Source organism: Simiduia sp. 21SJ11W-1, from assembly GCF_024138675.1.
Lineage (GTDB): Bacteria > Pseudomonadota > Gammaproteobacteria > Pseudomonadales > Cellvibrionaceae > Simiduia.
Genome location: NZ_CP090959.1, coordinates 1,779,183 through 1,791,523 on the forward strand (window position 1 = coordinate 1,779,183; position 12,341 = coordinate 1,791,523).

Here is a 12,341-nt window from a genome sequence, read left to right on the forward strand (position 1 = left end):
TCCCCCTATGCGTTGAAACAAGGATCGTTATGCGCATGTCTTTGCTGGTTTTCAGCCTGAGCCTTGGCAGCCTTTGCCTGTGGCCGGATTTATTGCCTGGCAGTTGGCTAATAGCAGCCTGGTGCTTGGCACTTGCAGCCCTTTTATGGCCCTCACTTATTTTTTTCAATTTGACGAAAGTTCGGCCTGCGCCCGCAATCAGGCGGGGCATTTTGCAGGGGCTGTTTGCCGCACTGGCAGGGGTGAGTGCTGCGCAGTTGCATGGTGCGCACATAGTGCAGTCGCAATTGCCAGCCGCTTGTGATCAGCAGGCGTTTCGTATTGAAGGGCAGGTGGTTGATTTACCCAATCAGCAAATGGGCCGGGTACCCTTTGTAAGCTTTCAGCTGCGTGTAAAAAATATCAAAGGGTTAGGCCAAAATCAGCAGTTGGCCACTCAGTGTAAACCTCACGCAGTGCAGGGCGAGCGCGTGCAGCTGTATTTGTATGAAAGCGAAGGCTTACCCAAGCCACAAAATATAAAAGCCGGGCAGCATTTAAGCCTTGAGGTTGTGCTGAAACGCCCGCGTGGGCTGATCAATCCGGCGAGTCAGGATTATCAATTGAGGTTACTGCGCCAAGGCGTGATGGCAACGGGCATTGTACGGCAGTTGGTGCCGCTGCCTGATGCACGGCCAGGCTTCTCTGTTGATGTGCTGCGTGCGGCCTGGCGAGAAAAATTAACCCGGTGGGTAGCCGACCCTGAAGTGGTGGCGGTGATGGCAGCGCTCTCTATTGGTAGCCGGCAGGGCTTAAGTGAAAACACCCGCACGCTACTTACCCACACGGGTACCGGCCACTTGCTTGCCATATCCGGCTTGCATGTGGGCATGATGGCGCTGGTGGGGTATGGCCTTGGGCGGCTGCTCTTTGCGCTTTGTGTCGCGCTTTTTTCCGCGTCTTTTTACACGGTGATAAACGGGCGCTTACTGGCGGCTGTGGTGTCTGTGATTTGCGCCGGTGGCTATGCAGGTTTGAGTGGCTTTGCGCTACCCACGCAGCGCGCGTTGATCATGGTGTGTTTGGTGTATATCGCGCAATGGGTGGCCCGCTACTGGGCCCTGCTGGATGTGTGGCTGGTAGCGCTCGCCTTGGTGCTGCTGATAAATCCGCTGCAAGCGGCCGATGCCGGGCTGTATTTATCATTTGGTGCGGTATGGGCGTTGATGATGCGCCTGGATGCTCGCCACAACCAAAGTCACCATTGGGTGGGGAAAATCAGCGGCTGGTTTTTGCCGCAATGGTGGGTATTTTTGGGGCTGATTCCGTTAACCATTTTATTTTGGCAGGGGGTGAGTTCAACGAGTGTGGTGGCCAATAGTATTGCCATACCTTGGGTGACATTAATCACTGTGCCCGTTGTGTTGTTGGCGTTTGTGTTGCAGTGGCTGCCGCTGGTGTCTGAATTTTTAGTCTCGGTGTGTGCCGCAAGTATCGAGAGTTTGCTGGCGGTTTTGGCGGCCCTGGCAGCTATTGCCCGCGCGTGGGGCTGGCTGGTTGTCAGTTTGCCGGCCTTTGTGTGGTTGCTGGTGTTTTTTGCGGTGGCCTTGCTGTTTGTGCCGCTGCCTGTACGAGTGCGCATTGCCTGTTTGGTGTGCCTTGCCTTTGCAAGCCTGTTGCATACCGGATTTTTAGCGTTGAGTCACCCAGCCCGCCAGCGCATTACCGTGTTTGATGTGGGGCAGGGGCTTGCCGTGTTAATGGAAATAGATGGCCGTGTGATTTTGTACGACACCGGGCCGCCGCTGGGCAATCACACTAACGCTGCTGAACATATTTTATTGCCCTACCTGGTTGCGCGCGGTATTAACCGGTTAGACCTGTTGATTGTGAGCCACGGCGATGCCGACCACGCAAGCGGGGTGCAAACACTGATTTCACAATTGAAGGTAGATACCCTTTGGTTTGGCGAACCGCTTGAAGGGTTTGGCTTAGGCGCCATGACGCAGCCAAACACCGGTGCATGGCCTGCAGGTCACATGGCCCGTGCGCGCAATGCTCAAAACGCGCGTACAACTGCCTTTGCAGGCGAGCTTGGTGCTTGCCATGGCAAGCGCTGGGCCGGAGCCTCAGGGCTGTTTACCCTAAGCGCCTTGCCGCGGCCTGTTTCGCAATTACAGGGCGGTGGCAATAATGCCTCATGTGTGGTGTTGCTGGTGCTGCCCGGGCTTTCGGTGTTGATACCTGGCGATATTGATAAATCAGCCGAGCTTAGCCTCAATTTGCCCGCTCACAATGCAGGCGGGCTGCAGCTACTTGTGGCCCCCCACCATGGCAGCAAAAGCTCATCAAGCTTTGGCCTGCTGGGCATGTTTCAACCCTCCCATGTGATCGTAAGCGCAGGTTATCGCAATCGCTATGGGCACCCCCATGAGGATGTGGTGGCGCGCGCCCAGCTCTACGGGGCCATGCTGCTCAACACCGCCACCAGTGGTGCCATTGAGTATCACTGGCAAGCGGGAGAGCCCGGTGGCTTTCGCACCTGGCGCAATTATCAGCGCCGGTTCTGGCATCACCGCTAAACAGCCTTAAAACCTTGTGGTAGAGTGACGGGCAATTTGGCGGCGGTGTCCGCTCAATGGCAATTATCCCTTGCAAGGCAAGAGCTTAGGAGTGTGAAGTGATCGAGATTTTCTTGTCCGGTGGTTGGCTGATGTGGCCTATTTTGATTTGTTCCATGGCCGTTGTGGGTATCACCCTGGAGCGGTTCTGGACACTGGATGCGAAGAAAATCGCACCACGGCATTTGTTGTCGCAGGTTTGGGGTTGGATAAAAAATAACCAGCTCGATGCGACCAAGATCAAAGAGCTAAAGCAGTCTTCCCAGTTGGGCAGAATTCTGGCTGCAGGGCTTAGCAATTCACGCCACGGCCGCGACATTATGCGCGACTCAATTCAAGAGGCTGCCGGCGAAGTGGTGCACACCCTGGAGCAATACCTCGGCGCACTGGCCACTATCGCCGCCGTTGCCCCATTGTTGGGGCTACTGGGTACCGTCATCGGCATGATTGATGTATTCACCACCATCACCGAGCAGGGCACGGGTAACGCCGGTGCATTGGCCGGTGGTATTTCACAGGCCTTGATTACCACGGCTGCAGGTTTGTGTGTGGCGATTCCCGCGATGATTGCGCACCGGTTTTTCGTGCGTAAAGTAGATTCGCTCATCGTTATTATGGAGCAGGAGTCTATTAAGCTTGTGGATGCCCTGCACAGCGATCGCCGTGTGGAAGGCAAGGGTTAATAAATGAGCAACGCCGTACAGTTTCGCCGCTCGCGCCGCGAAGAAGAGGCAGTTAACCTAACACCCCTTATCGACGTGGTGTTTTTGCTGCTGATCTTTTTTATGGTGTCTACCACCTTTACCAAAGAAACCCATTTGTCCATTGATTTGCCGGAAGCCAAAGGTGAATCAGCCCAGGAGTTGCCGCAGCAAGTTGAAATTCTGATTCATGCAGACGGCAGCTATGCCATCAATGGCCAAACATTGGTGGATAAAAAACTGCCCACCTTATTGCGTGCGCTGCAATCACTTGAAGGCGAGGCGAATGAAACGCCGTTGATTATCACCGCCGATGCGGCAACCCCGCACCAGGCCGTGGTAACCGCCATGGATGCCGCAGGTCAGCTGGGCTTTGTGCACCTGAGCCTTACCACCCGTCGCCCAGAAGTGCAGGAAGACTGATACGATGCAGGCCTTTATGCTCAAGGCCTGGTACGAGGGTGGTTGGCGCTCTTGGGTGACGCTGCCTTTGCTATGGCCATTGAGTGTGTTGTTGCGGGCTGTTGCCGCAATCAGGCGCAGGCGCCAGCAGGCCCAGGCCCAGGCGCACGCAGTTGCAGGCGTGCCCGTGATCATTGTGGGCAATATTTCCGTGGGCGGTACCGGCAAAACGCCACTCATTGAAGCGCTGGCGCAGTCGCTGCAACAAGCCGGTTGGCGCCCGGGCATTGTCAGCCGTGGCTACGGTGGGCAGGGGCCATTCCCGCTTTTGGTGTCATCCAATACATCGGCACAAGCCTCGGGCGATGAACCCAAAATGTTGTATGAGCGCACGGGCTTGCCTTTGGTGGTGGCGCCTGATCGCCCCCTTGCCGTGCAGCATTTGTTAAGCCAGGCCAATTGTAATGTCATATTGAGCGACGATGGCCTGCAGCATTACCGGCTCCACAGAGATCTGGAAATTATTGTGCTAGACGGCAGCCGGGGCCTGGGTAATGGCCGGTTGTTACCGGCAGGCCCCCTGCGTGAAACACCTGCACGTTTAGGCGAAGCAGATTTACTTGTGATTAACGCCGCAGGCCCGCTGCACCCGAGTTTACAGCCCTGGGCGCACCAAAGTATCACCATGACCCTAAAAGCCCACGAGGCCGTAAATGTGGCCACAGGTGAGCGGCGGCCCATTGGTGAATTGCCCGATTGTCACTGGGCAGCCCTTTGTGGAATTGGCAACCCGGCGCGTTTTTATCACACGTTAGATGAGCTAAATTTGCGTTATACGCCGCACAGTTTTCCAGATCATCACGCCTACACTGAGCAAGAGCTGCAGGCTTTTACGGAAAAAGCCGTGTTGATGACCGAAAAAGACGCCGTAAAATGCCATCGGTTTGCCGGCGCGAACTGGTGGTTTATCAAGGTGGCGCCAACATTTAGCCGTGATATCAAAGCGCAGCTTACGGCATTGCTGAATGCCCTTGAAAATCCCATTGCTGATTAAGCAATAAATTTTTTATACGTTGGGCCAAATTTTAGGTAAACATTTACTATGAGTTACACAGTTATTATTCCTGCCCGCTTTGGCTCCAGCCGGCTACCCGGTAAGCCGCTGGCTGATATTGGCGGTAAAACCATGATTGAGCGGGTGGTTGCTGCGGCAAGTTTAAGCGGCGCTCAACGCGTGGTGGTTGCCACAGACGACGAGCGCATACGCGAACATTTGCAGGCCAAAGGCATTGCCGTGTGCATGACCCGTGTAGACCACGCCTCAGGTACAGACAGGCTGCAGGAAGTGGCGCAGCAGCTAAAACTTGCAGATAGCGACATAGTGGTAAACGTGCAGGGTGATGAGCCGTTAATTCCGCCAGCGGTTATCGATCAGGTGGCAAGTAATTTGGCCAATGCGAAAGCGGCATCTGTAGCAACACTGTGTGAAGCTATTGTAAAGCCCGAGGATTTATTCAACCCCAATGTTGTAAAAGTTGTGGCTGATCACGAAGGCCTGGCGCTGTATTTCAGCCGCGCGCCAATGCCTTGGGCGCGCGATGCCTTTGCCGCCCGCGGCACAGATTTTCACGGTGAATTACCGGCTGCACCCTTTGCACGCCATATTGGCATTTATGCCTATAAGGTTGGTCTGTTAAACCAGTTTGTGCAGTGGCCGCAGGCGCCCCTTGAGCAAGTTGAATCGTTGGAGCAATTGCGTGTTTTGCATTTCGGCCACCGCATTCATGTGGCAGAGGCCTGCGAGCCGGTACCCGGTGGCGTAGATACGCCTGAAGATCTTGCCCGGTTGCGCAAGTTGTTAGGGTAGGGCGTGCTTTGGTTGCTCAATAGGTATATTGATGAAAATAAAAGTATTGATGGTGTGCCTTGGCAACATTTGCCGCTCGCCCACCGCAGAAGGCGTATTGCAACAAAGGCTTAAGGCCGAAGGGTTAGCTGCGGTTGTACAGGTAGATTCAGCCGGCACCGCAGGCTGGCATGTTGGCAAGGCACCGGATGCCCGTAGCCAAGCCCATGCGTTGCGGCGCGGCTACGATTTATCGAGCCAGGCCTCACGGCAGGTAACGGCCGAAGATTTTAATACCTTCGATTACATTCTCGCCATGGATCAGCAAAACCTTGCCGATCTGCGCGCCATTAACCCCGCCAACAGTAAAGCCCAGCTGCAACTGTTTTTAGCTTTTGCGCCCAATTGCGGCACAACGGAAGTGCCAGACCCTTACTACGAGGGCGAAGCAGGTTTCGAGCAGGTGCTGGATTTAATTGAGCAAGCTGCAAGTGGGTTTATTGCCCATTTGCGCACCCATGATTTAAGTAGCCACACGCTGTGAATATTCAAACCAAGGTTAATCTAGCGCCTTATTGCACTATGGCAACACCCGCTGTTGCCGAGCGCTTGGTTGTGGTTGAGTCTACCCGGGCTTTGCGCGAAGCGTTGGCGCTGGCCCAGGCCAACCGCTGGCCTGTGTATGTGTTAGGTGGCGGCAGTAATGTGGTCTTCAAAGGCGACCTTGCAGGCCTTGTAATTCACATGGCCATTGACGGCATAACCCTGCAAGATGCCCAAGATACCGTACTGGTGACGGCCGGTGCCGGTGTGCGCTGGCAGGCGTTGGTAGATTTTTGTGTGGCACAAAATCTATGGGGTGTTGAAAACCTGAACCTTATTCCCGGCACTGTGGGGGCTGCCCCCATTCAAAACATCGGCGCCTATGGCGTTGAGCTGGAATCCATTTTCCATAGGCTTGAGTTAGTGCGGGTAGATGATCTGAGTGCCCACACATTCACACCCGAGATGTGCGAGTTTTCTTACCGGCAAAGCCGCTTCAAGCGTGAGCCTGGTGCTTATGTAATTACGTCTGTTACCTTAAGGCTTGCCAGGCAGGGTGAGCCACAGCTGAGCTACCCGGGGCTGCAAAACCAGCTCGCCCATGTTGCGGGCCCGTTAACGCCAAAGGCCGTGGCAGATACCGTGGCGGCCATTCGGCGCGCCAAACTGCCAGACCCGAAAGATATCCCCAATAGCGGCAGCTTCTTTCACAACCCCATAGTTTCGGCCAGCAAGGCTGCAGAGCTTCAGGCCCGCTGGCCAAACCTTGTGAGCTTTGCGCAACCCAACGGGCAAGTGAAGCTGGCCGCCGGCTGGTTAATTGAGCAAGCCGGTTTTAAGGGCCAGCTCTACGATGGGGTGGGTATGCATAGCCAGCAAGCACTGGTGATGACCAATCCGGGCCGGTGCAATGGCAGCCAGGTGCTGGCGTTGGCTGAGACGGTAGCCCAAAAGGTGAACGACCTGTTTGGGGTGCAGCTCCATGTTGAACCTCAAATTCTTCCCTGAGCATCTGGCCTTAAGCGGCGCAGATCTCTACTACCACCCCAGCTACCTGGGCGCAGCCCGGGCGCTGTCTTTGTATCAAGCGTTGGAATCCAGCCTTGCCTGGGAGCAATCAGAGATCCGGGTGTACGGCAAAAGTCATAAAATTCCGAGGCTCAATGCCTGGTATGGCGAGCCCGGCCTGCGCTACCGCTATTCCGGTAAAACCTTCAGTGCCCACCCCTGGACGCCTGAATTGGCCGAGCTTTGCCAGGGCCTAAACCAAGCGCTTGGTACGGGTTTCAACAGTGTGCTGGCCAACTATTACCGCACCGGCGCAGACGCCATGGGTTGGCATGCCGACGACGAGCCCGAGCTTGGCCCCCGGCCCGTTGTGGCCTGCGTGAGCCTTGGCGCACCAAGGGACTTGCGTTTTCGGCACCGGGCAGGCCAAGGCCCAAGCTTCGGCTTGCGCTTGGCCCATGGGTCGCTCTTGTTGATGGGCGAAGGCACGCAGACCCACTGGCAGCATAGCCTGCCACGCAGGGCGCGCAGTGGCGCCAGAATCAGCCTTACCTTTCGTCAGGTGACACGCCCCGCCCATCACTAAGCGGAATTTCATTGCCGCGAACTGCCTCACATTCGCTGGTCAATTTTACAGGCGGGTGGTACATTATTCCGTCAGCAAACCATGAAAAGCCCTTAAAAATGAACCTGTAAAAGGTTTAATAATGGATCTAAGCGGCAAATCAGTAGGGATTAGAAAAACACCCACACGCACAGTGTGACAGTCTTTGGGGACTCACTTTTGATCAAAATACTGGTAGTCGACGACCATGATTTGGTGCGTACGGGGATTGTACGCATGTTGTCGGATGTAGAAGGGATCGACGTTATCGGTGAGGCAGAAAGTGGCGAAGTGGCCATAAAGCTCACCAAAGAGCTCGCCCCCAACGTTATTTTGATGGACGTTAAAATGCCCGGTATGGGGGGCTTGGAGGCAACCAAAAAACTCCTGCACTGGCACCCTGAAGTGCGCATTGTGGCGGTAACCGCCTGCGACGACGATCTCTACCCACAGCGGTTGCTGCAAGCCGGTGCTGCCGGCTACATCACCAAGGGCGCCGACCTCAAGGAAATGATAGAAGCTGTGCACACGGTGATGCGCGGTGAGATCTACATGAGCAATAACATTGCCCGCCAGTTGGCCATGAAAAACTTTGGTGGCCGGGGCGCAGAGCAGTCGCCCTTTGAATTGCTATCTGAGCGGGAGCTGCAAACGGCGCTGATGATTGCCAATGGCCAAAAGCCCACAGATATTGCAGCTACATTTAACGTAAGTCCGAAAACCGTGAATACCTACCGCTACCGGATTTTTGAAAAGCTCAATATCAGCAGTGATGTAGAGCTTACCCTGATGGCCGTAAAACACCACGTATTGGATCCGGAATCTGTGGTGTAATTAGCCTCACGCAGTGTTCCAAACGCCCGGTTAACCGGGCGTTTTTGTTTCTGTTTCACTCGTGTCAAAATCTGCTAACCAGCAAACCTTGCAGTGGCCGAATACAGGCAATAGAGCAAAATACGTAATGACCGAACCCCAATCAGAACTGGCCGCAACAGAACCAGAGGCTAAGGTTCAAAGTGGCCAAGCATTTGACCCAAAGCGCTTCGTGAAAACTTTGCCGCAAACCCCGGGCGTGTATCAAATGTTTGATGATGCAGGTCACATCTTATATGTGGGCAAAGCGAAAAATCTTAAAAGCAGGGTGGCCAGCTACTTTAGGGGTACGGGCTTGTCGCTTAAAACAGAGGTATTGGTTAAGCGCATTCAGTCGATGCAGGTCACGCTTACGGAAACGGAAGTAGAGGCGTTGCTGCTTGAGCAAAGCCTGATCAAGGCGCAGCGGCCACCGTACAATATTTTATTGCGCGACGATAAATCCTACCCGTATATTTTTATATCCAGCCGCGATGATTACCCAAAAATAAGCATTCACCGTGGTGCCAAGCGCAAAAAAGGCGACTACTTTGGCCCTTTCCCTGGCGCCAGTGCGGTACATGAAAGCATTAATTTCCTGCAGAAGGCGTTTAAGCTGCGCACCTGTGAAGATTCAGTGTTTGCCAACCGCTCGCGCCCCTGTTTGCAGTATCAGATTGAGCGCTGTTCAGGCCCATGCGTAAACCTGATAACGCCTGAGGATTACCGGGCAGATCTTGCCAATGCCGAGCGTTTTTTAAAGGGCAGTAGTGCAGAGTTAATTGGCGCGCTGGCCGATCAAATGGAGCATGCATCACAGCTTTTAAATTTCGAGCGCGCAGCCCAACTGCGAGATCAAATCAGCGCGCTGCGCAGTGTGCAGGCGGAATCCACCGTTGATAATCAGTCTGGCGATGTGGATGTGATTGGGTTGGCCGTTGATGGCGACCAGGTATGCGTACATTTTTTATTCGTACGTCAGGGCCGGATTCAGGGCAGCAAGAGCTACCATTTGAAAAATCATTTAGGTGAGGGTGACGCAGAGTTGCTCAGCTCTTTCGTATCTCAGTGGTACCTGGGTGGCGGCGACCGCGATTACCCGCGCGAGATTATTGTACCCTTCGAAATAGAGGGCCATGAGCTGTTAACCCAGGCCATCGCCAGTGCGGCCGGGCGCCGCCTTGTGATCAGCTGGCAGGTGCGGGCCTACCGCCAAAGCTGGCAGGGCCTCGCACAAACGGCAGCGGCGCAAAACCTGGCCTCCGAGCGCGCCGCCAAATCCAGCCTGCGCCAACGTTTTGAAGCGTTACAAGCCGTGCTCAAACTCGATGAGTTGCCAGAGCGCCTGGAGTGTTTTGATATCAGCCACAGCAGTGGCGAAAAAACCGTGGCCTCCTGTGTTGTGTTTAACCACGATGGCCCGCTGAAGTCCGACTACCGGCGCTTCAATATTGAAGGGCACACACCCGGCGACGACTACGCCGCTATGTCTCAGGCGCTCACCAGGCGCTATGAGCGTGTGCAGAAAGAGGGTGGGCGATTGCCGGATTTATTAATAGTGGATGGCGGTAAAGGCCAGCTTGGCATTGCCCGCGAGGTAATGGCAGAGCTCGGGCTTACCCAGTTGCGGTTGTTGGGGGTTGCCAAGGGCACCACGCGCAAGGCGGGCTTTGAAACCTTGATAGACGGCACCCGCGAGTTCACGCTAGACGGCCAGCACGCGGCATTACACCTCATTCAGGCTATTCGCGATGAGGCCCACAGGTTTGCCATCACCGGCCACAAGCAGCGCCGTGACAAGGCGCGCAGAGTCTCTAAGCTGGAAGAAATTCCGGGGGTTGGGCCGCGCCGGCGCAGAGAGCTGCTAAGGCACTTCGGCGGCTTTCAGGAAATCGCCGGTGCATCGGCAGCGCAATTGGCAAAAGTGCCGGGAATCAGCAAAAAACTGGCCGATGATATTTACACTGCCCTGCATTGAAGGTAACTTGCCCGATTGATATCTACAGAAGTATTGCAGTCGCCCTATGACATTGGCCAACCAGCTTACCCTTGCGCGAATCGCACTTATTCCTCTGTTTGTTGTGGTGTTTTACCTCCCTTATAAGTGGAGCTACCCGGCGGCGGCATTGATTTTTTCACTGGCGGCCATTACCGATTGGCTCGATGGCTATATTGCCAGACGCTACGAACAGGCCACCCCCTTTGGTGCATTTCTAGACCCGGTGGCAGATAAGCTGATGGTCGCGGTGGCCCTGGTATTGCTGGTGGGAGCGCACGACAGCGGGCTACTGGCGGTAGCGGCTGCTGTGATCATTGGCCGGGAAATTGTCATTTCAGCTTTGCGCGAATGGATGGCCGAGCTCGGCAAGCGCTCAAGTGTGGCGGTATCGTTCTTAGGGAAGGTAAAAACCGCAGCGCAAATGGTTGCGTTGATTATCCTCCTTGCCTTTGAACCCGAAACGCATCCACAAGCGCAATTGGCAGGCTACTTTTTGATCTATCTGGCCGCCGGCTTAACGCTTTGGTCGATGTTTATTTACCTCAAGGCCGCCTGGCCACTAATGAATTTAAGCCGCCAGCCTTAATTGCTTGACACCGGGGGCAGGGTCAATAGAATAGCGCGCTCCCGGCTAATCAGTTGGGCCGGTATTTGGGCTTTGTTACCTAAGTATCAGAAAATATTGCATTTTTTGTAAATGCTCGGCTACAATGCCGTCCTCTGGCGCGATAGCAAAGCGGTTATGCCACGGATTGCAAATCCGTTGAGCCCGGTTCGACTCCGGGTCGCGCCTCCACTTTTCCTCAATCACTCATTGGTGGTTGTACCTCGCAAGCAAGGCTTGCCCGCTCAATGCCCGAGTGGTGAAATTGGTATACACAGGAGACTTAAAATCTCCCGACCTCACGGTCGTGCCGGTTCAAGTCCGGCCTCGGGCACCATTTATACTCCGATCTAAATTCCGCATACCTAACTAGAGCAGTGCACTGTTGTCCCCGGGGACTTGAACCGGCCGGTTCAGCATTTGTGCATACAAATGCCAACAAGGAGCGGAGCGACGCCGCCCGAAGGGCGCCAATAGCCCTTAGGCTATTGGCGTTAACCCGGCCTCGGGCACCATTCACACTTCGCAAACAATTCCGCAGCCCAAGCTTGCTCAGTGCACTGTTGTCCCCGGGGACTTGAATCGGCCGGTTCAGCATTTGTGCATACAAATGCCAACAAGGAGCGGAGCGACGCCGCCCGAAGGGCGCCAATAGCCCTTAGGTTATTGGCGTTAACCCGGCCTCGGGCACCATTTATACTCCGATCTAAATTCCGCATACCTAACTAGAGCAGTGCACTGTTGTCCCCGGGGACTTGAACCGGCCGGTTCAGCATTTGTGCATACAAATGCCAACAAGGAGCGGAGCGACGCCGCCCGAAGGGCGCCAATAGCCCTTAGGCTATTGCCGTTAACCCGGCCTCGGGCACCATATTTACCTTAAAAACAACACCTTACGATTTATCTGTGCTGTGCGCTTTTTGAGCGTTTGTGGCTGTTTTCGGTATGTGCCCACATTGTGCCCACCGAAAAATAGTAGGTTTTCTCTTGAGTGTGACTGTATCGGTTTAAACGTGTACATCGCAGGAGAATTTCAATCTCCCGGAGTATTATTAGGTATATTAGTGCTTTGCTAAGCGATAGTGTTTTTCTCTGGTTTTTCAGTCGAAATTCGATTGTTGCTTTAGGTTCTGTTTTTTTGGAAAACTCGACTAGTACTCCTTTCTAGGCAGTTGGCTTAAG

General features: G+C 54.5%; 11 protein-coding genes and 2 tRNA genes. All 13 read left to right on the plus strand.

From position 1 onward, the window contains the following. The first annotated feature begins 35 nt into the window (after positions 1–35). Positions 36–2,561 (plus strand): DNA internalization-related competence protein ComEC/Rec2, encoded by a 2,526-nt coding sequence (locus tag L1F30_RS07830; protein ID WP_253361374.1) that lies wholly within the window; start codon positions 36–38, stop codon positions 2,559–2,561. 131 nt (positions 2,562–2,692) lie between these two features. Next, positions 2,693–3,283 carry a MotA/TolQ/ExbB proton channel family protein gene (locus tag L1F30_RS07835; protein ID WP_371922661.1) on the plus strand — a complete coding sequence of 197 codons (591 nt, stop codon included), beginning with the start codon at positions 2,693–2,695 and terminating at the stop codon, positions 3,281–3,283. A 3-nt stretch (positions 3,284–3,286) separates the two neighbouring features. Next, on the plus strand, positions 3,287–3,724 hold the full coding sequence (locus tag L1F30_RS07840; RefSeq protein ID WP_253361378.1) for a biopolymer transporter ExbD: 438 nt from the start codon (positions 3,287–3,289) through the stop codon (positions 3,722–3,724). 4 nt (positions 3,725–3,728) lie between these two features. Next, positions 3,729–4,757 carry a tetraacyldisaccharide 4'-kinase gene (gene lpxK, locus L1F30_RS07845; RefSeq protein WP_253361380.1) on the plus strand — a complete coding sequence of 343 codons (1,029 nt, stop codon included), beginning with the start codon at positions 3,729–3,731 and terminating at the stop codon, positions 4,755–4,757. A 48-nt stretch (positions 4,758–4,805) separates the two neighbouring features. Then, entirely contained in the window at positions 4,806–5,570 is a 765-nt protein-coding gene (gene kdsB, locus L1F30_RS07850; RefSeq protein WP_253361382.1) for a 3-deoxy-manno-octulosonate cytidylyltransferase, read from the plus strand. A 31-nt stretch (positions 5,571–5,601) separates the two neighbouring features. Beyond that, positions 5,602–6,093 (plus strand): low molecular weight protein-tyrosine-phosphatase, encoded by a 492-nt coding sequence (locus L1F30_RS07855; protein ID WP_253361384.1) that lies wholly within the window; start codon positions 5,602–5,604, stop codon positions 6,091–6,093. Further along, on the plus strand, positions 6,090–7,100 hold the full coding sequence (gene murB / locus L1F30_RS07860) for a UDP-N-acetylmuramate dehydrogenase (protein ID WP_253361385.1): 1,011 nt from the start codon (positions 6,090–6,092) through the stop codon (positions 7,098–7,100). The genes L1F30_RS07855 and murB overlap by 4 nt, the downstream gene beginning before the upstream one ends. Next, positions 7,075–7,686, plus strand: coding sequence for an alpha-ketoglutarate-dependent dioxygenase AlkB (locus tag L1F30_RS07865; RefSeq protein ID WP_253361387.1), 612 nt, complete (start codon positions 7,075–7,077; stop codon positions 7,684–7,686). Before murB ends, L1F30_RS07865 begins: the two co-directional genes overlap by 26 nt. A 198-nt stretch (positions 7,687–7,884) precedes the next feature. Further along, positions 7,885–8,538 (plus strand): response regulator, encoded by a 654-nt coding sequence (locus L1F30_RS07870; protein ID WP_253361389.1) that lies wholly within the window; start codon positions 7,885–7,887, stop codon positions 8,536–8,538. A gap of 247 nt (positions 8,539–8,785) precedes the next feature. Then, entirely contained in the window at positions 8,786–10,534 is a 1,749-nt protein-coding gene (gene uvrC, locus L1F30_RS07875) for an excinuclease ABC subunit UvrC (protein ID WP_253361771.1), read from the plus strand. 46 nt (positions 10,535–10,580) lie between these two features. Beyond that, a complete protein-coding gene (gene pgsA / locus L1F30_RS07880) occupies positions 10,581–11,141 on the plus strand; it encodes a CDP-diacylglycerol--glycerol-3-phosphate 3-phosphatidyltransferase (RefSeq protein ID WP_253361391.1) in 561 nt (186 codons plus the stop codon). Positions 11,142–11,277: 136 nt separating this feature from the next. Continuing rightward, positions 11,278–11,351 (plus strand) — tRNA-Cys (locus tag L1F30_RS07885). A 58-nt stretch (positions 11,352–11,409) separates the two neighbouring features. Continuing rightward, positions 11,410–11,496: transfer RNA gene (locus tag L1F30_RS07890), tRNA-Leu, on the plus strand. The last annotated feature ends 845 nt before the right edge of the window (positions 11,497–12,341 follow it).